The sequence below is a fragment of the Shewanella sp. MBTL60-007 genome, assembly GCF_019654915.1.
Taxonomy (GTDB): domain Bacteria; phylum Pseudomonadota; class Gammaproteobacteria; order Enterobacterales; family Shewanellaceae; genus Shewanella.
The window spans coordinates 88,197-111,574 of the sequence record NZ_BPET01000006.1; the positions used below are offsets into that span (position 1 = coordinate 88,197).

General features: G+C 44.8%; 27 protein-coding genes and 1 riboswitch. Of the genes, 26 read left to right on the forward strand and 1 reads right to left on the reverse strand.

From position 1 onward, the window contains the following. The first annotated feature begins 26 nt into the window (after nucleotides 1–26). From K5Q92_RS03375 to K5Q92_RS03405, 7 genes are all read left to right on the forward strand, one after another. Nucleotides 27–797, forward strand: a complete 771-nt coding sequence (locus K5Q92_RS03375; RefSeq protein WP_220767638.1) for a methyltransferase domain-containing protein — start codon at nucleotides 27–29, stop codon at nucleotides 795–797. A 27-nt stretch (nucleotides 798–824) separates the two neighbouring features. Further along, nucleotides 825–1,496 carry a dethiobiotin synthase gene (bioD, locus tag K5Q92_RS03380; RefSeq protein WP_220767639.1) on the forward strand — a complete coding sequence of 224 codons (672 nt, stop codon included), beginning with the start codon at nucleotides 825–827 and terminating at the stop codon, nucleotides 1,494–1,496. A 308-nt stretch (nucleotides 1,497–1,804) separates the two neighbouring features. Beyond that, nucleotides 1,805–2,668 (forward strand): protease HtpX, encoded by an 864-nt coding sequence (htpX, locus tag K5Q92_RS03385; RefSeq protein WP_220767640.1) that lies wholly within the window; start codon nucleotides 1,805–1,807, stop codon nucleotides 2,666–2,668. Nucleotides 2,669–2,959: 291 nt separating this feature from the next. Next, nucleotides 2,960–3,307, forward strand: coding sequence for a cytochrome c3 family protein (locus K5Q92_RS03390; RefSeq protein WP_220767641.1), 348 nt, complete (start codon nucleotides 2,960–2,962; stop codon nucleotides 3,305–3,307). Nucleotides 3,308–4,009: 702 nt separating this feature from the next. Further along, a complete protein-coding gene (locus K5Q92_RS03395; RefSeq protein ID WP_220767642.1) occupies nucleotides 4,010–4,645 on the forward strand; it encodes a LuxR C-terminal-related transcriptional regulator in 636 nt (211 codons plus the stop codon). A gap of 302 nt (nucleotides 4,646–4,947) precedes the next feature. Beyond that, a complete protein-coding gene (locus K5Q92_RS03400) occupies nucleotides 4,948–5,286 on the forward strand; it encodes a hypothetical protein (RefSeq protein WP_220767643.1) in 339 nt (112 codons plus the stop codon). Nucleotides 5,287–5,288: 2 nt separating this feature from the next. Beyond that, nucleotides 5,289–5,735 (forward strand): hypothetical protein, encoded by a 447-nt coding sequence (locus K5Q92_RS03405; RefSeq protein WP_220767644.1) that lies wholly within the window; start codon nucleotides 5,289–5,291, stop codon nucleotides 5,733–5,735. A gap of 48 nt (nucleotides 5,736–5,783) precedes the next feature. Here K5Q92_RS03405 and K5Q92_RS03410 read toward each other — a convergent pair whose 3' ends face one another. Further along, entirely contained in the window at nucleotides 5,784–6,197 is a 414-nt protein-coding gene (locus tag K5Q92_RS03410; protein ID WP_220767645.1) for a helix-turn-helix domain-containing protein, read from the reverse strand. 195 nt (nucleotides 6,198–6,392) lie between these two features. On the opposite strand from K5Q92_RS03410, the gene hinT reads away from it, so the two are divergent. From hinT to K5Q92_RS03505, 19 genes are all read left to right on the forward strand, one after another. Next, nucleotides 6,393–6,749, forward strand: coding sequence for a purine nucleoside phosphoramidase (gene hinT, locus K5Q92_RS03415; RefSeq protein WP_220767678.1), 357 nt, complete (start codon nucleotides 6,393–6,395; stop codon nucleotides 6,747–6,749). After that, nucleotides 6,746–7,252, forward strand: coding sequence for a PaaI family thioesterase (locus K5Q92_RS03420; protein WP_220767646.1), 507 nt, complete (start codon nucleotides 6,746–6,748; stop codon nucleotides 7,250–7,252). Before hinT ends, K5Q92_RS03420 begins: the two co-directional genes overlap by 4 nt. Next, nucleotides 7,245–7,745: a PaaI family thioesterase gene (locus K5Q92_RS03425; protein WP_374758437.1), complete on the forward strand. Its 501-nt coding sequence runs from the start codon at nucleotides 7,245–7,247 to the stop codon at nucleotides 7,743–7,745. Before K5Q92_RS03420 ends, K5Q92_RS03425 begins: the two co-directional genes overlap by 8 nt. Nucleotides 7,746–7,795: 50 nt before the next feature. Continuing rightward, nucleotides 7,796–8,185 (forward strand): YcfL family protein, encoded by a 390-nt coding sequence (locus K5Q92_RS03430; protein WP_220767647.1) that lies wholly within the window; start codon nucleotides 7,796–7,798, stop codon nucleotides 8,183–8,185. 135 nt (nucleotides 8,186–8,320) lie between these two features. Beyond that, a riboswitch (TPP riboswitch) is annotated at nucleotides 8,321–8,451 on the forward strand. A 52-nt stretch (nucleotides 8,452–8,503) separates the two neighbouring features. Continuing rightward, a complete protein-coding gene (locus K5Q92_RS03435) occupies nucleotides 8,504–10,642 on the forward strand; it encodes a TonB-dependent receptor (RefSeq protein ID WP_220767648.1) in 2,139 nt (712 codons plus the stop codon). 59 nt (nucleotides 10,643–10,701) lie between these two features. Continuing rightward, nucleotides 10,702–10,962 (forward strand): YkoF family thiamine/hydroxymethylpyrimidine-binding protein, encoded by a 261-nt coding sequence (locus K5Q92_RS03440; RefSeq protein ID WP_220767649.1) that lies wholly within the window; start codon nucleotides 10,702–10,704, stop codon nucleotides 10,960–10,962. 116 nt (nucleotides 10,963–11,078) lie between these two features. Next, on the forward strand, nucleotides 11,079–11,741 hold the full coding sequence (gene pnuC, locus K5Q92_RS03445; RefSeq protein ID WP_220767650.1) for a nicotinamide riboside transporter PnuC: 663 nt from the start codon (nucleotides 11,079–11,081) through the stop codon (nucleotides 11,739–11,741). Continuing rightward, nucleotides 11,742–12,761, forward strand: a complete 1,020-nt coding sequence (locus tag K5Q92_RS03450; protein ID WP_220767651.1) for a phosphotransferase — start codon at nucleotides 11,742–11,744, stop codon at nucleotides 12,759–12,761. A gap of 175 nt (nucleotides 12,762–12,936) precedes the next feature. Continuing rightward, entirely contained in the window at nucleotides 12,937–13,857 is a 921-nt protein-coding gene (locus tag K5Q92_RS03455) for a DUF6279 family lipoprotein (protein WP_220767652.1), read from the forward strand. Nucleotides 13,858–13,943: 86 nt separating this feature from the next. Next, nucleotides 13,944–14,537: a DoxX family protein gene (locus K5Q92_RS03460; RefSeq protein ID WP_220767653.1), complete on the forward strand. Its 594-nt coding sequence runs from the start codon at nucleotides 13,944–13,946 to the stop codon at nucleotides 14,535–14,537. A 239-nt stretch (nucleotides 14,538–14,776) separates the two neighbouring features. Continuing rightward, nucleotides 14,777–15,325, forward strand: a complete 549-nt coding sequence (locus tag K5Q92_RS03465; protein ID WP_220767654.1) for an NAD(P)H nitroreductase — start codon at nucleotides 14,777–14,779, stop codon at nucleotides 15,323–15,325. Between the two features lie 195 nt (nucleotides 15,326–15,520). Then, nucleotides 15,521–16,123: a GNAT family N-acetyltransferase gene (locus tag K5Q92_RS03470; RefSeq protein WP_220767655.1), complete on the forward strand. Its 603-nt coding sequence runs from the start codon at nucleotides 15,521–15,523 to the stop codon at nucleotides 16,121–16,123. 251 nt (nucleotides 16,124–16,374) lie between these two features. Continuing rightward, nucleotides 16,375–16,779, forward strand: coding sequence for a hypothetical protein (locus K5Q92_RS03475; protein WP_220767656.1), 405 nt, complete (start codon nucleotides 16,375–16,377; stop codon nucleotides 16,777–16,779). Nucleotides 16,780–16,983: 204 nt separating this feature from the next. Further along, nucleotides 16,984–17,373 carry a hypothetical protein gene (locus K5Q92_RS03480; RefSeq protein WP_220767657.1) on the forward strand — a complete coding sequence of 130 codons (390 nt, stop codon included), beginning with the start codon at nucleotides 16,984–16,986 and terminating at the stop codon, nucleotides 17,371–17,373. 351 nt (nucleotides 17,374–17,724) lie between these two features. After that, on the forward strand, nucleotides 17,725–18,411 hold the full coding sequence (locus tag K5Q92_RS03485; protein WP_220767658.1) for an ABC transporter ATP-binding protein: 687 nt from the start codon (nucleotides 17,725–17,727) through the stop codon (nucleotides 18,409–18,411). A 157-nt stretch (nucleotides 18,412–18,568) separates the two neighbouring features. Next, on the forward strand, nucleotides 18,569–19,492 hold the full coding sequence (locus K5Q92_RS03490; protein ID WP_308443568.1) for an HlyD family efflux transporter periplasmic adaptor subunit: 924 nt from the start codon (nucleotides 18,569–18,571) through the stop codon (nucleotides 19,490–19,492). Beyond that, nucleotides 19,489–20,655 carry an efflux RND transporter periplasmic adaptor subunit gene (locus K5Q92_RS03495; RefSeq protein WP_220767659.1) on the forward strand — a complete coding sequence of 389 codons (1,167 nt, stop codon included), beginning with the start codon at nucleotides 19,489–19,491 and terminating at the stop codon, nucleotides 20,653–20,655. The genes K5Q92_RS03490 and K5Q92_RS03495 overlap by 4 nt, the downstream gene beginning before the upstream one ends. After that, entirely contained in the window at nucleotides 20,652–21,905 is a 1,254-nt protein-coding gene (locus tag K5Q92_RS03500; protein WP_259649474.1) for an efflux RND transporter periplasmic adaptor subunit, read from the forward strand. The genes K5Q92_RS03495 and K5Q92_RS03500 overlap by 4 nt, the downstream gene beginning before the upstream one ends. Further along, a complete protein-coding gene (locus tag K5Q92_RS03505; protein WP_374758436.1) occupies nucleotides 21,902–23,215 on the forward strand; it encodes an ABC transporter permease in 1,314 nt (437 codons plus the stop codon). The genes K5Q92_RS03500 and K5Q92_RS03505 overlap by 4 nt, the downstream gene beginning before the upstream one ends. Nucleotides 23,216–23,378 lie beyond the last annotated feature (163 nt).

The following is a 23,378-nucleotide window of genomic DNA, read 5'->3' on the forward strand; positions in this document are numbered from 1 at the left end:
TAATTGATTTTTTAGGATCCAATGCAGTGAATACAGGATCAGATAAGCTTAGCCAAGAGATTGCAGAACGCTTCTCTGCGGCTGCGGAGCATTACCAGAGCTATGATGTGCTACAGCAGAAGACGGCTAGCCGTTTGTTGGCACAGATGAGTCCCTGTGGTCGTTTGCTCGATATCGGCGCAGGGCCTGGCACGTGTTTTTCCCGTTTTGAGCATATAAACCAAGTGTTATGCCTCGATATTGCCGAGGGTATGCTTAAAACACAGAGTCGCAACTTTCCCGAGCACGTGCCAATCTGTGGCGATGCACAAAACCTACCAATTGCTAACTGCTCAGTAGACAGCATCTACTCGAATGTCGCCCTGCAATGGTGCCAAAACCTCCCTAAGGCTGTGTCTGAAGTCAATAGAGTACTCACCGAAGGCGGTGAGTTTAATATGAGTATTGTTGCCAAAGATAGCCTTATGCAGTTATCTGAGCTTGGTTTTAAGGTGAATTCGTTTATCGATGAGCAGGAGTTAGTGGCTTGTTTTGAAGATGAAGATTGGCAGCTTGAGTCGTTCGAAACCAAAGCGGTCACTGTTTACTTCTCGGATTTAAGAGCATTACTGCAGTCGATAAAGGGAGTGGGGGCGTCAATTGTTAAGCAACAACAGGGAGTTAATCAGCCTCAAGTCACATTGAGAGGACGTAAGGATTGGCAAGCATTACAGCTTAAGGCAGAGTTGAGCAGAGCCCCAGAGGGCCTACCTTTAACTTATAATATTAGCTTTATTAAGGCGCGGAAAAAGCGCTAAACGCAGCTGAGTCAACTTGGAGTGGACATGACATTTTTTGTAACCGGTACAGATACTGACTGTGGTAAGACCTTGATCTCTTCTGCATTGCTAACGGCCGCTGAGGGAGAGACTGTAGGCTTTAAGCCGATAGCTTCAGGCTGCGAGCAAACTGAGATGGGTCTAAGAAACAGCGATGCGCTGGCACTTATGGCCGCATCGAGCATTAAGCTTCCTTATGACGACATCAACCCGTTTGCCTTTGAGCCTGCCATTGCGCCGCATCTTGCCGCAGCAGAGAAAGGGGTAAAATTAGAGCCTAAACGTATTGAAGCATTGTTAAAAATGTCTGAGTTTGTTGGTGCCGATTTTTGTCTAATTGAAGGCGCGGGCGGTTGGCGCTTGCCGTTAGGAGATGGGCATTATCTTTCAGAAGTAGTCCAATCAATGCAGTTACCAGTCATCTTGGTGGTGGGCATGAAGTTAGGTTGTTTGAATCATGCATTATTGACGGCTGAAGCAATTAAGGCTGACGGCTTGAATCTTGTTGGCTGGGTAGCAAACCAAGTTGACTCGGATATGGCGTATCCGGAGCAAAACCTCGAAACGCTAAAGTCGCAGCTTGCGGCGCCGTTCTTAGGTTATGTGCCTCATCTTGCTGATGCCACCGCTGAAGCTGCAGCAAGCCACCTTGATCTAACGCCACTAAAGTCGGTGTAATCGAGACGATTTTATTTCAAATACCAGCCTAGTCTTGCGAATTACCTCTTCAAAAAATTAGGCTTATCTTTTTGTTAAAAAAGATTAATCCCAGTTCAATATAATTCTAATCTTTGGCAGATTAAATTAATCTTGTTTTAATGAAATAAACCTAGACTCATCCTACTTGGTAGTAAGTGGAGCTGAAGCGACTATTATTGAAGCAATAATAGATAATTTTTCTATATCTCCCCTTGAATTCTTGTTTTTTGGACATATTATGTCTTCAAGAGTGTATATCAGGTATTTTGTATCCTACAGGAGCTTAAATGAAGCGTATATTTTTACTGATTGCCACTAACATGGCGATCTTATTAGTGGCATCGATTGTGATGTCTATTCTAGGTGTTAACACCTCTACCATGGGCGGCTTATTAGTATTCGCCGCGATATTTGGTTTTGGTGGTGCATTTATCAGCTTGGCAATCTCAAAGTGGATGGCTAAAAAGACCATGGGCTGTGAGGTTATTACTACACCACGTGATAACACAGAGCGTTGGTTAGTTGAGACCGTTGCTCGTCAAGCAGAGCAAGCTGGCATTAAAATGCCAGAAGTTGCTATCTACCAGTCGCCTGAGCTAAATGCTTTCGCTACCGGCCCAAGCAAAGACAACTCGTTAGTCGCCGTGAGTAGCGGTCTTCTGTATGGCATGAGTCAAGATGAGATCGAAGCGGTTCTTGCACACGAAGTTAGCCACGTTGCTAACGGTGACATGGTGACCTTGACCCTTATTCAAGGTGTCGTGAACACATTTGTTATCTTCGCGGCTCGTGTAGTTGCAGGCATCATTGATAATTTTGTTTCAAGCAATGACGAAGAGGGCGAAGGTCTTGGCATGTTCGCTTATATGGCTGTAGTGTTCGTATTAGATATGCTGTTTGGTATCCTTGCGTCGATGATCGTTGCTTACTTCTCACGTATTCGTGAATACAGAGCAGATGAAGGCGCAGCACGCTTAGCCGGTAAAGAGAAGATGATTGCGGCACTGGATAGACTACGTCAAGGCCCTGAAACGGGTGCAATGCCAGCTTCAATGTCGGCATTCGGCATTAACGGTAAGAAATCAATGGCGGAATTACTAATGAGTCATCCGCCACTAGAAAAGCGTATTGCGGCATTAAGAGCACGCTAAATTACCCATTTCTAAAGATAAGCGGTTCGGAGGTAAATTCTCCGAATCGCTTTTTTATTGCTCAAAATCAAGGCGATAAACAGGTACAATTGTCATATTCACTGGAGTAGTTTGACTGAGCGCACGTTTTGGGGATTATCACAATGATATGATCTTTCAGCTAAATTAGTTGCGAATTAGATAATGCTTAGCTAAATTAATTTAAATCGTACTAAAAAAATATTGTTCGCAAGATGAAAACGACCTGACTATTAAGTTTTCACTATGCGGACATCAAATGAGGATACAATTGTGAGCAATAAACTACTAAGTCTAGTCTTCGGTGCGGCATTCGCAGCACTGGCTTTATCTCCATCTGCTTTCGCGGAAGGTCAAGAGCTAGCTGAAATGCATGCTGAAATGGATGGTTGTGAAGCGTGTCATGCTGACGGCTCTCCATCAGCTGATGGCGAATATGAATTTGAACAGTGTCAGTCTTGTCACGGTACTCTAGCGGAAATGGACGCTGTTCACCAACCACATGATGGCATGCTAATGTGTGCTGATTGTCACGCGCCACACGAAATGAACGTGGGTGACAAGCCAACTTGTGATAGTTGTCATGATGATGGCCGTACTGCAGAGTCTACACTTAAGTAATTTGAGTTAACTCAATTTGCTAACAAGAGCCAGCATCGAGCTGGCTTTTTTATGAACTGAAATTAGCCACCGGTGGGTATACTGTCGCCTGCTTTTAAAGGGCTACCTATAGCTTCCATAGTGTATTTTGTGGAAGGAATACTAAAATCGCTATTGTGTAGTCGTAGTTGTTTTACTACCGAAATCGTCATCCTCTTATATTTCCCTTTAAATCACTCGATTTAGCTTAGCTTTATTTTGAACAGAATAACGCTAAATTCTTGGGCTTCAATTCTTATAAGTCGTTAATGTTAATCTCTCAGCTCTGGCGGCGATAGGCTTCAATTACGTAATAAAGTCTAGTGTTTTAGCGTAAGCTAGTCATTTTGTATGATAAGTTTTAATACTCAGGGTTGACGATGCTGAGTGAGTTTAACGACATAATGACCGCGTTAATACAGTAAAGCCAATCGTTTAGGGCAGTATGTCATGGGAGGTGCAACTCTTTTCGAACTGGAGTTACATAGGCTCAGGCAATGTGACTAGCGTTGCTCAATATGGTCAGCGGCTGTTAGCGTTAATAATATTGGAGCATGGTGCACATAAACCTAACTATGTTTAGTTGTAGTGCTTTTGTGGGTTATTTGGTGTTTATTTGTGGCGTAAGTGTATTACAATACTACCTACACGGATGATGATAAAGAATAAACATGGAGTGAGTTTATGTTTAAAGTGACACATTGGGTGGTGATAACTCGTTCGCATTTATTTGCGGATCTTCTCGATACAAGATGGCCACAAGAGTTTTTGGTTAAACTGCATAGGGTCGCTCCTGAGCATTTTAACAGCGAACTATTAGAAAGTTGTATTACGATTATCTTGATCGATCTTGCGACTGTCGATGTTCAAACCGCCTATCAGATCCAAAAACGGATAGATAAAGCGAGTAATGTTACACGAGTTGTGTTTATTCACTTTCCTAAGCAGATCGATGCAAAGTTTCTGGTTAATGCTTCAGTTACCGCAGGTGTTTTTTACTCAGATGCATCCCTAGAAAGTATTGGGGAGGGTATGGCGGAGATCCTAAAGGGTAAGGTCGTTATACCTCAGAGCGTTATCGAGTCCAGCTCTAGTAAAGATCCTGTATCAGACAATGTTGAAACACTGACAATTAGAGAGCGAGAAGTGTTACAGGTGCTCCGTAGCGGTAGCACCAATATCGATATTGCCAATAGATTATTTGTCAGTGAAAGTACCATCAAGACTCACCTCTATAGAGCATTTCGAAAGATAGGCGTCTCCAGCCGTGGCCAGGCTATCGCTTGGGCGCAAACAAATCTACATGAAGTGACGCAGTAAACTCCTAGCATCTTACTGCTGGGGTTTGGTTGTGTGATTGGAGGTTAGACGATGATCAAACGGTACTTGATAATCCTATTTTTAAGTAATGCTTGCTTAAGATTGAATCGCTACAGTGTGTTACAAATAGGCTTAAACTAGACTAGGTCATCCCTAGAAAACATATTTGATATGATTTAAGGCCCCATTATTGGGGCTTTTTTGTGTTGTCTGTCAAGTTGGTTTTATTGTGTGTATACATGTGTGTACTTGTTGGGTTATGATTCGCTCAGATTTTGGTTATTTAAATAAGAGAGCGGTCGATGAAATTGATGACTTGTGCTGCAGTTTTTTTTGCTATGAGTGTGTATTCAACTCAGGCTGCAACTGTGGGCTGTGAGCGTGTTGGTGGGATCAAATGTCAGAAAGTCGGTAAACATTATGGCAGAGCTAAGGTGATTGTCGTACCTAAAACTCATCGTCATTACCACACATACCACTCTCCTCTTTTAACCGCGATGGGAGTGGCTATTGTATTAGATGCTGCAGGTAATGCCGTTACAGATACGGGCAATAAGGTGGTTGTGTTAGGGGAGGGAAATGAGGTTACCAATGTTTATGAGAAAGATGGCGTGCTTTATTTGATAAAAGAGCTTAATTAAGGATGGCTCGCGAGTTAACATTCGAGCGGCAACTCCCGTTAATTGATCGAGGGTTAACCTTCTTAGCTGCATTTATTTGTTTGCCGGCTATCGTGTTTACCATCAAGAGTGATGCTTCAGAACTTAGTATAATGATCATGATTTCAAGTTTAATCATTGCGCTCACTATTTACCTATTTAAATTACTGGCGATAGGACTAAGTCACAGCATGTTGCTTTTGTCTGAAGATATTCAGATAAAACCTGCCGCTCCAGTATCACAGATAAGACATGTTCAAAAGAAAGTCGCTATTTTTGGTTTATGTACTTTTTGCAATCAGTTTGAAACGAAAAATACCTTATCTGGTCGTTATGTTTGTTCAGGCTGCTATAAGATATTTTTGCAAGTAAAGGGGCATGTCTTAACTGATAATTTCAGTGATGCCTCAAGAATGAAGAGGTCGGGTTGAGTTTAATCAGCTAAAAAAATAGTCGGCATAGGCCGACTATTTTAGATTCTATTTATTCATTTCGCGTTCTTTATTTAAGAACTCGAATCCGCTCTTTAAGAAGTGAAAGCGTTCCTCATCGGGTAAGGAGCGTACTTGGGTCAACATGAGTCCGAAGGCTGAATCGATCATTAACCTATCAGAAAGCTTTAAGTAACGGTATACAACAGGTCTGAGTACGACTGAAAAGTCACCGGTAAAATCATCGAAGCGCTGCTCTTCGATAGCTTTAGTGTTGTTTACCAACTCTCGCATACATAGAGCTGCAAGAAGGGCGTTCTTGTCACTAAATGATTGGTACTGAGCGGCGCGGGAATAACCTGCTCGCTTATGAACATCAGACATGTTTAGTGCAATCATGCCTTTTTCTTGCACCAATTCGGTGGCCGCATCGAGTAGCGCGGTTTCTTTTTCCGTCAGCATTGTCAAATTCCTGCAAATATTTTCATCATTAGAAGTCGTAAGCAGGACAAAGTCAACCACATTGTATATACATCTGTTTATTTTGTATGCTATAGCTTGCGGTTCAATTAGATGATTTACATCGGTAATCTACGTCGCCTTGACAACATTTTCGAGTATACTATGGCTAGTAATTTCCTTTTTGAGGGCAGAAAAATGGCCGAAGAAACCATATTTAGTAAAATTATCCGACGTGAAATTCCTGCAGATATCTTGTATCAAGACGATCTCGTAACCGCATTTAGAGATATCACACCTAAAGCGCCAACACACATTTTAATTATTCCTAATCATCACATCCCCACGGCAAACGATATTAAGGCATCCGATGAAAAAGCGTTGGGGCGTATGATGTCTGTAGCGGCAAAACTCGCTCAGGAAGCTGGAATTGCAGAGGATGGTTACCGTCTAATCATGAACTGTAATGAACACGGTGGACAAGAAGTTTTCCATATCCATATGCATTTATTGGGTGGAAAGCCATTAGGCCCAATGTTGAGCCTGAGTGAATGAGTGCCAGTAGCGAGCATTATTCATTAACAGGCATGGCGAGTCGCTTTGTCGAACAGTTGACGCAATGTCGTAAGCTTAAATTGAAGGTGCTAGAAGCGAGTGGTAAGCGGGTGTTAATCGAACTGCCGTATGACGAGCAGCTTGTGGGATACCCTGATACTGGCGTGATCCATGGTGGGGTGATTACCACTTTAATGGATACTGCCAGTGGTTGCGCCGTTGTATGCTCAATCTTCGATAAGTTTCGCTTACTTGAGATCTCGCCCACGCTGGATCTACGTGTCGATTACATGAAGCCTGCAGAGCCCCATAAGCCAGTATATGGTTTTGCCGAGTGTTATAAGCTCTCCTCGAGCGTGGCTTTTACCCGTGCTATTGCTTATCAAGATTCAATCGATGATCCCATCGCTCATGCGGTTGGTTCATTTATGCGAATTAGTCCAGAGATGGTGGGGGACGAGTTTAGACAGGCATTAATGGGAGAAAGCGATGAGTATGCTTGATGAAACCGGTGAGCTTGTTGACTCAGCCCAAGACAGCTACGGCCAAGATGAGAGTGGCAAGTTAGACGTTAAAAGCATCATTAAAAAAGCAAAAGAGCTCAATGACTTTGGTCATCTACTTGAGCACGTTCCCTATGCCAAGTTTATTGGCATGGCTGTCGAGCGTTTTGGTGATGAGTTGGTATTTAAGCTGCCAGCCAAAGAGGACAACATAGGCAACCCTATCTTGCCGGCACTACATGGCGGCGTAATTGCGGGTTTTATGGAGATGTCGGCAATTGTGCAGTTGATGGTGTTTATGCAAACCACCAAGGTGCCTAAGGTTGTCGATTTTTCTATCGATTACTTAAGAGCCGGATACCATAAAGACAGTTTTGCTGAGTGCAAAATCACCCGTCAGGGGCGCCGAGTTGCGAACGTGAGTATCAATTGCTGGCAAACCAATCGTAAACATCTTATTGCGACAGCTAGGGCACACTTTTTGATCGATTAAACGATTAATTGTATAAAGGGATAGGCTTTAGCTTAAAACAGGGGGCACAAATGAAAAAGGTTTTATTGGGACTGTTTACCGCGGCGTTGGTGACGGCGTGCGCTCCGCATACCGCTGGTGTGATGGCGGGATCAAATGGGGCAGTGCGTGTCGATAACACCAGCTTTGGTAAAGAGGTGCAAGTGACCAATATCATGGCGCGCCCCGAAGGTGGTTTTTTGCGTGGGACAGGGACCATAGCCAGCCAAGTATCAACAGACTTACGACTGCAGTATAAATTCACTTGGTTTGATCTAAATGGTATGACTATTGATGACGAAGGGGTGAGCTGGAAGTCGCTAAAGTTGCATGGCAAGCAGCAGATGCAGGTCAGTGCTGTCGCGCCTAACGCCACAGCGACTCGATTTGAGCTCTATGTCCGGAAAGCTTTTTCTAATTAGCCTCGGCTAATGCTATTGATTTTATCACTTTAGCAAAACCTGTTACAAAAACGTCAGCAAGCTGGCGTTTTTTTATGCATAAAATCGCTATTTTTAAAGAAGCCTGTCATGGAGTTGTAAATTTCATGTATAATCGCCGGCGCCAAGGGGTGTTAAAGTCAATTAAACGAAAGTTGGATTGGTGGGCTTTGACTGAGATGTTGAAAAACGAACCCTTTGAACCTGATCCGGCTAATACCGGCGTAGGAATGGGCCACAATTCATTTTCCAAGCGCTTCTTTATGTTGCCGGATCTCAAATTTTTAATTTTGAGGTCCTATGTTAAATTTAAAATCGTACTCACCAGTAGCCCTTGGGGTTATTGCCGCTATCTCCTCCACAGCTACCTTAGCCAATGCAGATCTGCCTGCGACAAATGATGATATTGAAGTCATGGTGGTTACCAGTGATTTTCGGGGGAGTCCACTCGAAAAGATGCCTTCTAGTGTCACTGTTATCGATCAGCAGCAGATTGAAGATGAAGGGGCGCAGCACTTCGAAGATATTCTCAATAGTATTGCTAACTTTAATTGGTCTGGCGGTAGTTCAAGACCTAAGTATTTCCAAATTCGTGGTGTCGGTGAGCAGGAGGAGTACCAAGGTGCGCCTAACTCTTCAGTGGGTTTTGTTGTCGATGATATTGACCTATCGGGCCTGGGCATGGTGTCAAGCATGTACGACCTGCAACAAGTTGAAGTGTTAAGAGGACCACAAGGCACCCGCTATGGAGCTAATGCGTTGGCGGGGCTTATCTATCTTAAGAGTAACGACCCAACGGATGTATTTGAACATGGAGCTGAGGTCTCTCTAGGAGATGATAATCTGCAAACCTTTAGTGGTTTCAGCTCAGGCCCTATTACCGACTCTGGCAATCTGCTTTATCGCGTCTCGTTACAGAAGCACCAGCAGGATGGCTATCGCGATAACTTGTATCTAGGTCGCAGTGATACCAATAATCGTGATGAGTTTACTGGCCGCGCGAAATTACGTTGGTATGCAACTCAAGATTTAGAGATAGATTTAACCTTGCTTCATGCAAATTATGACAATGGTTATGATGCTTGGACACTGGACAATAATGGTTTCGATACACTAACCGATGCCCCCGGTGTTGATAAGCAGCGCACGACAGGCTCATCACTTAAATTCACCTATACAGGCGCACAGAATTTTGAGTTAACCTCGTTAACCTCACTCGCGCAATCGGATACTCGCCATAACTACGATGGTGACTGGGCTAATCCCGATTATTGGGCGAGTCGAGATTGCGACGGTAGTCCCTGTGAATATGAGTATAACTGGGATAAAAAAGGCGAGAGAAAGACAGTCACGCAAGAGTTCAGATTATCGTCAACGGAGTCGGGGCGTATTTGGGCTGACAGTACCGACTGGCTGATTGGTGTGTATGCCATGGATCTGCAGGAAGATAACGATACGGTTGATACTTATAATCAGTTATCTGCCGAGTATGAGGCACAGAACTACGCTCTATTTGGTCAATTGGATTCAGACTTAGGCGCAAGCTACGCGCTTTCTGTCGGGTTACGCGTCGAGCGTCGAGACAGTGATTATAGTGACTCTGCAGGTGACAGCTTTGCTCCAAGTGAAACCATGTGGGGCGGCCATATCGCTTTGAGTAAGGCGTTGGCTGAAAACCATGAGACTTATCTGCGTGTGGCGCGTGGCTATAAAGCGGGTGGCTTTAATATGTCACTGCCCGACGAGTTAGCCGACAAGAAAGAGTACGACACTGAAATCCTCTATAACTATGAGATAGGCTTGAAGTCGAGTTGGCTTGACGGTCAGGCTAACACTAACTTAGCTGTGTTCTATATGGATAGACAAGATCAGCAAGTGGCGGCTTCGCAGCAATCGACGGTACCGGGTGAAGAGGGCAACTTCATTCTGTTTACAGAAAACGCGGGAAGCTCCCATAACTATGGCGCCGAATTAGACGGTAACTGGTACGCTACCGATAACCTGAACATCTATGGCAGCGTTGGTTGGCTCGAAACCGCCTATGGCGATTATCAATACGAGGATAAGTACGGTACTGTGGTGGATCTTTCTGGTCGAGAGCTTGCTCATTCGCCAAACTTTACCTTCAGTTTAGGGGCGACCTACCGAAGTGATAGTGGTTGGTTCGCTAACGTTAATGCCAGCGGTAAGAGTGACTTCTATTACTCAGACAGCAATGAGTCTAAATCTGACGCCTATCAAATCTTTAATGCCAAAGTGGGTTATGAGGCTGAGATCTGGTCTGCTTATCTTTGGGGCCGTAACCTATTTGATGAAAAATACGGTGTTCGCGGCTTCTACTTCGGTAATGAGCCAGATTTAGACTGGGCAGATAAACAATATATCCGTTACGGTGATCCGCGCCAGATTGGTGTGACGCTTAACGTCAAATTTTTATAATAATGCTTTCTTTCAAACCACACTATTGAGCCGCACTCAGTGCGGCTGAGGCCAATACTATGAAATTAACAGCAGAGATCAGTTGCTACCCACTGCAAGATAACTACTTAGATCCTATTAAGTGGTTTATCGCCCGAGTTGATTCTTATGACAATATCCAGCGTGTCACCAATGCCATGGCAACGCAAGTTTGTGGAGAGTACAGCGAGGTGATGTCGATGCTAGCCATCGAGATGCAAGCGGCGCATGAGAAGTGGGGCAAGGCCGTTTTCGTGTGTAAGTTTATTGGTGGTGAGCTAAATTTAAGTCACAGCGAATAACAAAGCTTTGCTTATTGGCCGCAGGCTTTAATTTGTTCTGTGGCCTTTTTAATTTGAACGGTAGATGACAACACTTTTGATAAGGCCTTCATTGCGCTGAGTCGAGGACACTGATTATGTCTGAATTTTGGCTAACCTTAGTCGATACTTTTACAGCGGCTTTTGGCGAAGCACAAGCGCTAACGGCTTGGGAAGCCGTAGCGGTATTATTGGCTGTGGCTTATTTAATACTGGCGATGAAAGGTAACATTTGGTGCTGGGCGGCGGCCTTTATTAGTACAGCTATTTATACGGTATTGTTCTGGAAAGTGTCACTGCTGATGGAGTCTGTTCTTAACGTCTACTATATGGCAATGGCGGTTTACGGATACTGGATGTGGACGCGAGGGGGAAAGGAGCATGAGGGCGTCAACATTGTTTCCTGGCGTTTATCGACCCACCTTAAATTAATTGGTATGACGACCCTGCTGGCCATTGCAGTCGGCCATTTTATGGCGACTCAAACACAGGCAGCGTTTCCCTATTTGGATGCTGCGACTACCTGTTTTGCTGTGATGACCACCTATTTAGTCGCTAAGAAGGTGTTAGAAAACTGGATCTACTGGTTTGTAATTGATGCGGTTTCAATTTACCTCTATGTCAGTAAAGGCTTGATGTTAACGGCGATTCTTTTTGTGCTGTACATTGGCATGGTGGTGTTTGGCTATGTTATGTGGCGTAATCAGATGAAGGTTCAGCAGGGTTCCAGTGATGTCGCGCTATCGTCTGGTGCAGCATAAATGGCACAGCCGTTAACAACGACATTATTGCCTTACCTTGAGCAGGCAGGCCTTTCACAAGTCAGCATGATCGCGGCTTTGACTCAAGGGCTAAGTAATCAAAACTACTATGTTCGTGGGCTGCACCCGACAAGGCCGAACGGCTCAGAATGGGTTCTGAGAATTAACAGCTGGGCCAGCTCACAGATCTGTAATCGAGACCATGAAGTGCAAAATTGGCAGCTGGCGAGTCGCGTCAATTTAGCGCCTGAATTGGTCTATATTAGCCCGGATAAGCAGTTCTATTTAAGCGAGTTCTTCGAGCAAAACCAGACAAACTGCTGGAGCCAACTCATATCGGCAAATGGTTCACATCCCGTTACAAGGCTGCAGGCGAAATGGCCTGGAGCTGAGGAGTTGTTACTTAAGTTATTAAATGGCTTAAAGCAGTTGCCTTCGCCGCAAAATGTGATGGGCGTTGAGCAGCAGTGGCAGGTGTATCAGCTTCGTTTAGTAAAGATGCAGCAGCAGTTAAGCGCAGCGAAAACAAAGTGCCAGACTGCTGAGAGGTGGATAAACTTATATGACCAGCTATTGGCCCAAACTCCTCTCGTTGATGAAATGCTAGCTCAGTTATCAGCTTGCCTTGTTAACCTGCAATTTAGTCATAGAGATCTAAATCCGTACAATATTTTGGTGGTTGGTGGTCGGCTCAAGTGTATCGACTTTGAATATGCCTGTAGCTCTCATCCACTATGCGATCTGGCTTCTATTATTGCCAGTCACTCTCTGTCATCCGAACAACGACGTTGGCTGATTGCAAATTATTTGAAAGATCATCCAAACCTTAATCCACATGCGGATAAGGCTGTACCAGCCGCGGTGGATCTGTATTGGGTTTTTGCCTTGTGCTGGGCATTGCAGATGGCGTTTGACTGTATGATGAGTGATGGCAAGCTTAAAGAAGATGGCCTATGTCAAAGCCAAGAGTATTTAGGATATGCCAAGCAATATCGAGATCTCATCGTCAGCAGGTTTTAATTGGCCGCGAACCATAGTTCTAAGTCGAAATTAGTTCTAAGTCGAAAATCGGTTCCGAACGTTTGACACCTCTTTATCGTCGCTCGGAGAACGGTTATTGACACAGTGCGATCCCCTAATCGGTGACCATGTTCTATGCTAGATAAATAGCATTGTTTGGAACAAAGGGGGAGAGATGAGAAAAATAAGCTTATATGCTCTACTTCTCGTGACGCTTCTGGGCTGCTCAACAAAGATGGGGTACTACTTTTTAGACTGGCTTATTGAGTGGAAGCTTGAAGAGTATGTCACATTAAACAATCAGCAGCAGAAGCAGTTTCAGCACGATTTGGAACAGTTCTTAATCTGGCATCGTACAGAAGAGCTTCCCCGTTATGAAAAGCAGTTATTACAACTTGCCCTCGCATTTGAAAAGCAAACATTAACGCCTCAGCTTTGGGCGCAACACGTTGAACAAGCTAAGTCTCACTGGGCTAGGACTTTAGAGTTTGTTACCCCTTCACTTGTCGCGCTCATGAGCTCCTTTTCCGATAAACAAGTTCAACAAGTTATTGCTCAGCTAAGAGTCGATGAAAAGAAGCTTAATCAAAAGTACCTAGGTAAAGATCACCAAGCCTTAGTCCAGATGGCTGACGAGCGTATCGAAAAACGCGTTAAGCGCTGGATAGGCAAATTAACTCAAGAGCAAAAACAGGCGATCCATCAATATAACTTGAGTAGGGCTACGACATTAGATATGTGGCTTGAATATCGCCATGAGTGGATCCGGCTTTTTGAGCAGGCACTGAAGAATCGACACAATCAAGTGGCGTTATCCCATAGCCTTACCATCTTAATGAGCCAGCCCGATAGGCTCAGATCAGCAGCCTATAAAACGGCACTCGATGCAAATACCCAGAATTTTGGTCAGTTACTTATCACGCTTAACCTACTGGCGAGCGGTCAACAAAAACGGCGTTTTCAAAAGAAGCTTGCCAGCCTAATTACTGATCTGAGTGAGTTAAGTGGGAGTCGTATACAGAGCGCGAGGAACCCTGTTGGGGAGTTCAGTTCTTTTGCAGTGAGAGGTATCGCTATGAAAGATAGTCGTAACTAATAGGGTCTGTATAGTGAAGGCGCTTTAATTGTCACAATAGCGCTTAAGCTTGGACCCTTAAGTGATTATTTTGAAGAGGAAATCAAATGCAAATTGTGGAACTGTACAAAAAGTTTCTTAGCCTATTGAAGCATGGCGAAGGAATAGCACCATTGACGTTACGTTTGTATTTAGCGCCGGTGTTGATGCAAGCGGGGTATAATAAGCTATCAAACTTTAGTGACACCGCAGCTTGGTTTGGTAATCCTGATTGGGGGTTAGGTTTACCCTTTCCCGAGGTGATGGTGGCACTGGCAGCCGGCACGGAGTTTTTTGGCGGTGCCTTGCTGGTGGTAGGCTTGGCCACTCGGTTTGTCTCAATTCCACTGGCGATCACCATGTTTGTAGCTGCTTTTAGCGTACATATTCAAAATGGCTGGTTAGCAATTGCTGATCCAAGCTCTTGGTTAGCTAATGAGCAGGTGATCGCTTCCGCTGAGAAGTTAGCCAAAGCCAAAGAGCTCTTACAAGCGCATGGCAATTATGAATGGTTAACGAGTTCGGGCAATTTGGTGATTTTAAACAATGGTATTGAGTTTGCGATTACTTATCTATTTATGCTGTTGGCTCTGTTATTTATGGGGGGAGGGCGTTACACAAGCCTTGACTACTATATCGCTAAACGTAATGGTATCGCTTAAACTTCACTGCCATTGTTTACGACGATGAATTCAGATCCCACTTAGCCAGTGGGATTTTTATTGGCAGATGTTCAGCTTTGCTCTTTTGTTAAAGTGCGCGTGAATCTTGTATCGTGCTTGTGTCTGCGGGTTAAATTTCATTAATATGAGTGGATTATTTTTACCCACTTGATATTCTCGATTACGACTTTAGACTCAAGTCATTCTTTTCTCCTAAAACGTTTATTAAGGATAATCCGTTGGACGCATTAGAATTATTACTAACTCGCCAATCCACCCCAAGGCTAGTTGCCCCTGCGCCTGATGAGCAACAGTTGCAGCATATTCTTGATGCAGCGACTCGTGCGCCGGATCATGCAGGCCTTACCCCTTGGGAGTTTATTATTGCCCAAGAGGATGGGTTAGATCGCCTTGGCGATATTTTTGCTAAAGCTTTACAAGCTAAGGGAGCCGACGAGGAATTTATTGCCAAGGCAAAGAATATGCCTCTTAGGGCACCTATGGTGATCACTGTGGTCGCTAAGCATAGACCCCACCCAAAGGTTCCTGAAATCGAGCAGTTACTCGCTGCAGGCTGTGCGCTTTTTGCGATGCAGCAAGCCGCTTTTGCACAAGGCTTGGGCGGTATATGGCGTACTGGTGAGTTAGCCTTTGATGCCAATGTTCATCGACTGCTCGATCTAGAAAGTAGTGATCAAATAGTCGGCTTTCTCTACTTAGGGACACCTGCGATTAAAGCGCCGACCAAAGCGTTGAAAGACGGTAAGAGCTTTGCTCGATATCTGTAGCAGGGCGTTAAGCTGTAAAGTTTAGTGTTATCGCAAAAAATAAGTTCAGAACTTTGCTATCAGAACTTAGTTAATTGGCATAGGCTGTCAAATACAGGCAGTTATAAACAGGCAGTTGAATCGATGTCATCGATAGTTCGTTAAAATTCGTCATCGAGCATGTTAGCTTAGAATAATAAAAAGACAGGAGGTTATGTGAACGTTGAACAAAAAGAGACCAGCCTAGAGGGTGAGCATATCGTTCTTGAGCCTCTGACACTGGAACATCAAGCGGCGTTAAGCATTGCCGTTGCAGATGGTAACTTATGGGAGCTTTGGTACACATCCGTTCCTCACCCAGACGGAATGAAAGCCTATATCGAAACGGCATTAGAGGCAGAGTCTAGAGGAGAAGCGCTCGCCTTTGCGGTGCGTGATCGCTATTCAGGTGAGATTGTAGGGTGTACTCGGATCTGTAACTGGCAGCAGCAACATCGTCGATTAGAAATCGGTTACACTTGGTATTCAAAGAGTGCTCAACGCTCGGCGGTTAACACTGAGGCTAAATTACTACTTCTTAGTTATGCCTTCGAAACGCTAGATGTTATGGCCGTAGAGTTTAGAACTCATGTTCACAATCAGGTGGCTCGGCAAGCGATTTGTCGTCTAGGTGCAAACCAAGATGGTATTTTGCGCAATCATCAAATTTTGAAAAATGACACAGTCAGAGACACTGTTATCTACTCTATCATCGATAAGGAGTGGCCAGAAGTAAAGCAAGGCTTGAAGGATAAGCTCGTGAATTATGAGGAGTCATAGCGGATACTCTTTATTGAGTTAACACTCCCGCTAGAAGTAAGTGACTCATCCCCCGCTCTCCAAGAGCCTGACTGCAACTCTAGCAGTGAGGCTCATTATCAAAACAACACTAATCCGTGCTTTAAGAGTTGTTGTCTTTTAAAAAAGAGAACGAGTTATTTTGTCATGGGCTTGATATTCACTAAAAGCTAAAGTAGAAATAAAGGTTAAGTGTTAACTATTCGCAACTAAAAAGAAAAGGATAACCTTCGATGTTTGCAAAGATTCATCTCACTATCATTGTATTCGGTGCCAGCGTACTCTCTTTTAATAGTCAGGCAGGGGAGGCGGAGGACGCCTTTGTTAGCGAACTTGCCGATTGCGCAGCCTATTACCATATCGCGACCGATGCCATTTCTGCGATGGATGCGCCGCAAATGGCGGCTGTGGTAGAGCGGTTAAAACTATCGGGTGAGCAAGCCGAACAGCTTGCGAAACAATTTCATACAGAAGAGCAGGTTTCTGCGGCTATCACCGCCGCTGCACAGAAGCATAGAGCAGCTATGCCAAACGAAAAAAGCTTAGGCTCTCTGATGGGGAAGTATAAAGAGACGTGTAAAAGCATATTAGCAGAGCCAGAAAAGCGTCTCGATTACTGGAGCATGGTTACCATGTAAGCCTTAAGCCTCAATTACCTCTAATAATCGAGCGATCACAAGAGAGCAATCATATTCATTAGGTTGCTCTTTTGGTTTTTAACGTGAGTTTTGTTGTAAGAATTTTTATGAATTCCCTGTCTACTGCTGATAGCTAATGGCTTGAGCAAGTCGCTTTCCAAGTCTTAGTGCTTTGTCGTACGTTAATCTGTTTTGGAGTCGCTGATGAATTTTTACTTATTGACCGCGGGCATCATTGCCGTCATAACCGCAGTTGGCCACTTTACCTATGGTCGTACTCACTATTTAAAGCCTGCGCTAGATGCAGATTTTGATGCAGGGGCTAAGGCAGTGGTGCATTGTCTTTTTCACTATGTGTCAGTGTTTTTAGTTTTGTCTAGCTTGCTGCTATTAAGCTGCGCTTTTGAGGCTATCTCACCGATGCAAAGTTTTGGGGTATTGCTGTTTATAGCGCTTAATTTCGCCTTGTTTGCTATTTGGCAAATCTATATCGGTTTTGTGAGTGATCTTGAGGCGCCGCTAAAGCGACTATTTCAATGGATATTTTTTGTGTTGCTTGCAGGTTTTACCCTAGCCGGAGCTCTTTGCAACTAAAGTCGGTTAGATGAACTGTCTAGGTGAATATCCTTCAAGTAGTCCCATTTCAGTATGACATGACTTGTGTTTTGAAATGCGCTTAGTTAGTTTGAGCGGATGATCCCATAAGGATTGGGATCACTAAAACAAGGATAATGCCATGCCCAGCCGTAATGTTAATGCGTCTTAACGCTCTTCTCTTATCAACTTTTAGCTTTTCCTTTCGAACATTGAGTCACTATCGTTGTCCGATAGATAAAATGACGATAATTTACAAATTTTTGCAGATTAACCAATTAGCTAACTAATGCTTATCTGTATGATAGGGCTTATGTATGATGATTGTTAATCCAGCCATATGAGCATTTTATGATTAAAGTTCATGAATTAACCAAGCAGTACCCAATGGGCGACAGCTGCGTGAAAGCACTCAATGGGGTGAGTTTCTCTATTGCGAGAAACGAGTTCGTCGCCATCATGGGGCCATCAGGCTCGGGCAAGTCGACCTTAATGAACATCATAGGTTGTCTTGATAAGCCTACTTCGGGCAGTTATAGCTTAAATGATCAACAGGTCGCCGAATTAGATGATGATGCCTTGTCTGCTGTGCGCAACAAGGAGATAGGGTTTGTTTTCCAAAGCTTTCATCTGTTACCGCGCTTATCTGCGCTGCAAAACGTGTTGCTTCCTTTAAGGTTTTCAGCCGAAGCCGAACAAGATAAGGGCTATGCCCTCGAGCTACTTAAACGTGTTGGGCTCGGAGCCCGCCATGATCATCGACCTAACCAGTTATCCGGTGGTCAGAGACAGCGTGTAGCCATTGCTCGCTCTTTAGTGAATAAGCCAGCTATTTTGTTGGCCGACGAGCCAACTGGCGCGCTCGATAGTAAAACTTCGGTTGAGATTATGGCGCTGTTTACCGAGCTACATAAAGCCGGGCAGACCATCATCTTAGTGACTCATGAAGAGGAGGTCGCCGCTTATGCTCAGCGCATTATCCGCATGCGAGATGGCGATATCGTTGAGATAGAGGAAAGAGGTGAAAATGCCGCTTAATGTCAACAAGAAGCCAAAGGCTATAGCTGGGAGCCGTTGCAGGCTAATTAGTTTAGCGTTGGGTTTATCAGCCACTTTTTTGCTGAATTTTGTTTTAAGTACTAAGGCTGTTGCAAGCACTGAGCAGCCCATCGCAGCTGTTTTGGAAGGTGACGCAGTGTCAATCAATAGCAGTGAGTCGATGCCCTTACTGCTTACAGGGCAGGTTGCCTCGGTTATTTCCCAGGCGTTTATTGTACCGAAAGCTGGTGATACCTGGCTTTATCAAATTCAGTGGATGATGCCTGAAGGCAGCTTGGCGGAGCCGGGCCAAGTGGTAGTTATCTTCGATAAAAGCGAAATCGATAATCGTATCGAGCAGTTGGAAGGCAGTTTATTAAGGGTCAAAGCTCAGGAACAAAGCCAATCTATTGAGCTCAATGCACAGTTACTACAAGCTCAGTTTGAACTCAAGCAGGCTAAACTCGAACTTGAAAAAACCGAGCTTGATGCCGCTATCCCTGCAGACTTTATCGCTGCAAAAGACTATGCCGATAATCAGTTCAATCAACTCAAGGCGGAGTCGGAGCTTGTTAAGAAGCGCCAAGCCTTAAGCGAGATCCAAGATAAGCGCAAAGCGTCTCTTGCACAACTTTCTATCGATAAGAAACGCGCCGAACTTGAGCTTTCACAGGCGCTATTAGGGCTTGAGCAGCTTGAGATCCGCGCCGAAATTGCAGGACCAGTACTCTACTCAAGAGATCCATGGACAGATAAAAAATATGCTGTTGGCGATAACGCCAGAATTGGGCGTCAAGTGGTCACGATTCCGGCGTTAAACGATCTTGAAATTATTGCTTGGGTGAATGAGGTCGATGTTGATCGGGTTAAGCTAGGCGAGCCAGTGCGCTTAAGGCTCGATTCTCAGTCTCAAGTGGTGCTCAGTGGTAATGTGGCCGAGGTTAGCCGTCAGGCCAAAAAGCAGGCGGCGTGGGGCAACAGTAACTGGTTTAGAGTGTCTATCAAGTTCAGTCCTGATGAGCGTGTCGAAATTATTCCCGGAATGAGCGTGTTAGTTGAAGCTGGAGTGACACCATCATGAAGTTTAATCTAATCAGTGTATTCGTGCTTGGCACATTTCTAACCGCTTGCCAAGACTCAGCGGTCACCCAGGCTGAAACTGGTGTTTTAGAGCAGCAGATAGAGGTGACAGGTGAGTTGGTCTCGGCAAATACCGTGAGTCTTAAACCACCGGCCCTGCGCCGAGTATGGCAATATCAAGTGAAAATGTTGGCGCCAGAAGGCAGTGAGGTGAAAAAGGGCGATAGGGTCGCTCAATTAGACACCTCCAATCTGAGCCAAAGACTATCGGTTAAGGCTGCAGAATTAGAGACGACAATTCAAGATATCGAGACCTCAAAGCTTAGAAATGCCAAGAAGCTTGAAGAGCTAAAACTTGAACTTGCCGAAGCTAAGATGAATCAAGAGAAGAGTCAGATGAAAGTGGATATCTCTGATGAAACCGTCTCAGTCATCGACAAGCAGAAATACTTAAGAGATGCGGTTATTGCCAAAGATCGTGTCACCCTGATCAATCAAAAGATAGAGCTTGAGATCAAAGGCGCCGAGCAGCGAATGAAAATGCTGGCTGGCGATCAGCAAAAGTTTGCTGCTGAAGTGTCAACGCTAGAGAAAGGCATACAGTCGATGACACTTATTGCGCCGCGTGATGGCATGGTCGTCTATGGCAACGATCAGCAGGGTAATAAGGTCGCCGAAGGGCAAAATATTTTCGTTGGTGATGCCGTACTTAGTATTCCGGATCTGCAACATATGCAAGTGAATATGACCATTCCTGAGGTGGAAGCGGGACGAGTTAAAGTGGGTCAAAAGCTGAAGATCCGCCTCGATGCCAACCCTGAAAAAAGTTTTAACGGTGAGATCATCGAGCTTGGCGCCGTGTTCAGAGTGAAAAATCAAGATGTGCCGTTAGTGATCTTCGATGCAGTAGCCAGTATCGCACAGCCGGATACCGAGCTAATGCGCCCCGGGATGACGGCGAAGATCAGCATCGATATAACCAATAACAGCCCAGATTTATTATTGTCTCTCGATGCGGTTCATTATGATCGAGGTAAGGCATATGTATTGAAGCCCGGATTATTTAAAAATACAAAACAATATGTTGCGCTAGGTGCCATGGGTAAGGAGCGAGTAACGATTACCTCTGGATTACAAGAGGGTGAAGAGGTATTACTGCCATGATAGGACCAGAGAGCAAAAGTGTGGTGCTAAAACCTGTTAAAGCCTGCAGACAAATATTAGCCTGTGTATTTGTGGTGTCTGCGATTGCATTGAGCGGCTGCGGTGGAGCAGATAATGGAGGAGTGTTAACTGTCGAAGTGAACCGCTCCGACTTTAAAGTTGATATTCCTGCATCAGGTGAGTTAGAGGCGAGTAATTCAACGACAGTCAACGTCCCGACAGGCCTTCGCGGGCCGCAGTCTCTCGCTTGGATTATCGATAACTTTAGTGAAGTTAAAGCGGGTGATGTTGTGGCTAAAATGGACTCGACTCGAGAGAGCTTCAAGTTAGAAATGGAGCAGCTTGATTACGACCGTTTAGGCCTAGACAGTCAAATCCAGACACAAAAAGACAAGACCATAGATAAGAGTTTGAACACCGACACTAAGGTGACCGCTCAGGAACAAGATTTAGCCGAACGTTTCTTCAGTGACGATGAACGTGTTTATACCAAAATCGATATCATTGACCAGATGCGTAATCAGGATTATTTAGAAGCTAAAATGCAGTTTTACGACTGGGGATTAGGTCAACATGGATCACAAGCGCAGGCGGAGCAAGAGCTAATTAAGCTTAAGCAGAAAGGGCATAAGGCTAAGATGAGCCGCTACTCTAGTAACTTAAAGCAGATGGAAATAGTGGCGCCCCATGATGGTTTATTTGTAGCGCAAGCTGGCTGGAATGGGGCTTTGCCTGTTGCTGGAGATATGATGTGGTCAGGGATGACTATCGGTCTGTTACCCGATACCTCCAAGATGCAGGCTAAGTTATACGTCTTGGAGTCAGAGGCATTGGGTTTAGCGGTTGGTAAACCTGTCACCTTGCACCTAGATGCTTATCCTGAGTTGCCGATTACTGGAACCTTGACCCAGCTCGATGCTTTGGCAAAAGCCAAAGAGCAAGATAGCCCGGTTAACTATTTTCAGATCACAGTGACGTTGGATAAGACGTTAACCGAAATCATGCAACCAGGAAGACAAGTTAATGCCATGGTACACGCGCTGGATCTTAACGATGTAGTTACCGTACCGAATCAAGCACTGTTTCAAAAATCTGGTGAATATTGGGTTTACATAAAGACATCGGCAGGCTTTGCAAAGCGAACGGTTAAATTAGGCAATCGCAGTTTAAATAGGACGGTTGTCACCGAAGGATTAGAGCAAGGCGATGTTATCGCGCTGACGACTCCGCCGAAAAGGAATCGAGTATGACCGTCAATAGAGTTCCAGTGAAGATAGAGCAGAGATTTAATAATAAGTCGACGAAGAAAGCAGGTTTACCCATAGCAGTGTACTGGGAAGGCATAAAGCAGGCTTTTGATGAGATGCGTCATCATAAACTACGGACGTCCTTGACGTTGCTCGGGATGATCTTCGGCGTTGGGGCAGTTATCGCCATGCTCAGCGTGGGGGAAGGCGCCGAGCGCGAAGCCCTAAAGATGATCGAATCGATGGGCGTTAAAAACTTGGTTGTTAATGCTCGTAGCGCAGAGGGAGAGGCGCTAAAATCGGTACGAGAACACAGTATAGGCCTCAGTCTTAGAGATATAGATAGTGCCCGCGATACCTTACCATTCGTTCAGAATTGGAGCGCCGAGAAAAAGGTTAAAGTATTTAGTCTATTTAGTCTTAAAGGTCGCAGTGACGCACAGGTTTTAGGTGTCACTCCCAGTTATTTTCAGCTCAGTGCTTTGCCATTAGGCGAGGGGCGAACCCTTAACGAAAAGGATGAAGCTTATTACCAGCAGGTTGCGGTACTTGGCCCCGAGGCGGCGAGAAGCCTGTTTCCCCAAGGCAGTGCGATTGGCAGCCTAATAAAGGTTAACCATCAATGGTTCACTGTAGTTGGGGTGCTGTCGGAGAAAGAGAACAGCAAGGCGAGTATTCAAGGGGTGAAGTTAGGTGGTGAGCGCAATCAAGTTTTTATTCCGTTAACCACGGCGCTCAAAAAGATGCACTTTAACACCCTAGAGAATGAACTCGACTCATTTAAGTTAGCGCTCGCGGATGGTATTGAGCCTTCCTTGGCAGCAAAAAGCTTACAACACTTGCTTAATCGGCGTCATGGGGGAGAAAAAGATTTCGATGTAGTGGTGCCTGCAGACTTGCTTGCCCAACATCAGAAAACCCAACAAATCTTTAATATCGTGATGGCCTGTGTTGCAGGCATATCCCTGCTGGTTGGCGGGATCGGCATCATGAATATTATGCTGGCAACCATTCTAGAGCGTACAGGGGAGATAGGTCTGCTGCGTGCGTTAGGGGCTAAGCGTAAAGATATTGCGCGTCAGTTTCTTATCGAGAGCATTGCCATATCGGGTACGGGCGGCATTATTGGTATTGGTGTTGGGCTATTGCTAGCACTGATTATCTCCTCGGCAGCGGGTTGGCCTGTGGCTTGGTCTCCCTTTTCCATTTTGTTAGCACTTGGGGTCTGTATGACAATTGGTGTTGGTTTTGGACTCTATCCTGCGAATAAGGCAGCTAAGCTTGACCCAATTATCGCTCTGCAGCGAGATTAAACATGTTAGCGTTCAAAGAGCCCGCGATATTTATCGCGGGTTTTTTATTGCTTGGATACCATCATCGTTCAGCTGAAGGCTGGGTGAGTTAGGCTGATATTGCCGAATGAATCGGTAGCGCATATGTTAAAAATATTCGGTATTCGGCTGCAAACTAAGCTAT

What these genes read in the sequence shown, in the direction of transcription:
- bioD (WP_220767639.1), top strand. Translation starts at nt 825, where the DNA reads ATGACATTTTTTGTAACCGGTACAGATACTGACTGTGGTAAGACCTTG.
- htpX (WP_220767640.1), top strand. Translation starts at nt 1,805, where the DNA reads ATGAAGCGTATATTTTTACTGATTGCCACTAACATGGCGATCTTATTA.
- K5Q92_RS03395 (WP_220767642.1), top strand. Translation starts at nt 4,010, where the DNA reads ATGTTTAAAGTGACACATTGGGTGGTGATAACTCGTTCGCATTTATTT.
- K5Q92_RS03400 (WP_220767643.1), top strand. Translation starts at nt 4,948, where the DNA reads ATGAAATTGATGACTTGTGCTGCAGTTTTTTTTGCTATGAGTGTGTAT.
- K5Q92_RS03405 (WP_220767644.1), top strand. Translation starts at nt 5,289, where the DNA reads ATGGCTCGCGAGTTAACATTCGAGCGGCAACTCCCGTTAATTGATCGA.
- K5Q92_RS03410 (WP_220767645.1), bottom strand. Translation starts at nt 6,197, where the DNA reads ATGCTGACGGAAAAAGAAACCGCGCTACTCGATGCGGCCACCGAATTG.
- hinT (WP_220767678.1), top strand. Translation starts at nt 6,393, where the DNA reads ATGGCCGAAGAAACCATATTTAGTAAAATTATCCGACGTGAAATTCCT.
- K5Q92_RS03420 (WP_220767646.1), top strand. Translation starts at nt 6,746, where the DNA reads ATGAGTGCCAGTAGCGAGCATTATTCATTAACAGGCATGGCGAGTCGC.
- K5Q92_RS03425 (WP_374758437.1), top strand. Translation starts at nt 7,245, where the DNA reads ATGCTTGATGAAACCGGTGAGCTTGTTGACTCAGCCCAAGACAGCTAC.
- K5Q92_RS03430 (WP_220767647.1), top strand. Translation starts at nt 7,796, where the DNA reads ATGAAAAAGGTTTTATTGGGACTGTTTACCGCGGCGTTGGTGACGGCG.
- K5Q92_RS03435 (WP_220767648.1), top strand. Translation starts at nt 8,504, where the DNA reads ATGTTAAATTTAAAATCGTACTCACCAGTAGCCCTTGGGGTTATTGCC.
- K5Q92_RS03440 (WP_220767649.1), top strand. Translation starts at nt 10,702, where the DNA reads ATGAAATTAACAGCAGAGATCAGTTGCTACCCACTGCAAGATAACTAC.
- pnuC (WP_220767650.1), top strand. Translation starts at nt 11,079, where the DNA reads ATGTCTGAATTTTGGCTAACCTTAGTCGATACTTTTACAGCGGCTTTT.
- K5Q92_RS03450 (WP_220767651.1), top strand. Translation starts at nt 11,742, where the DNA reads ATGGCACAGCCGTTAACAACGACATTATTGCCTTACCTTGAGCAGGCA.
- K5Q92_RS03455 (WP_220767652.1), top strand. Translation starts at nt 12,937, where the DNA reads ATGAGAAAAATAAGCTTATATGCTCTACTTCTCGTGACGCTTCTGGGC.
- K5Q92_RS03460 (WP_220767653.1), top strand. Translation starts at nt 13,944, where the DNA reads ATGCAAATTGTGGAACTGTACAAAAAGTTTCTTAGCCTATTGAAGCAT.
- K5Q92_RS03475 (WP_220767656.1), top strand. Translation starts at nt 16,375, where the DNA reads ATGTTTGCAAAGATTCATCTCACTATCATTGTATTCGGTGCCAGCGTA.
- K5Q92_RS03480 (WP_220767657.1), top strand. Translation starts at nt 16,984, where the DNA reads ATGAATTTTTACTTATTGACCGCGGGCATCATTGCCGTCATAACCGCA.
- K5Q92_RS03485 (WP_220767658.1), top strand. Translation starts at nt 17,725, where the DNA reads ATGATTAAAGTTCATGAATTAACCAAGCAGTACCCAATGGGCGACAGC.
- K5Q92_RS03495 (WP_220767659.1), top strand. Translation starts at nt 19,489, where the DNA reads ATGAAGTTTAATCTAATCAGTGTATTCGTGCTTGGCACATTTCTAACC.
- K5Q92_RS03500 (WP_259649474.1), top strand. Translation starts at nt 20,652, where the DNA reads ATGATAGGACCAGAGAGCAAAAGTGTGGTGCTAAAACCTGTTAAAGCC.
- K5Q92_RS03505 (WP_374758436.1), top strand. Translation starts at nt 21,902, where the DNA reads ATGACCGTCAATAGAGTTCCAGTGAAGATAGAGCAGAGATTTAATAAT.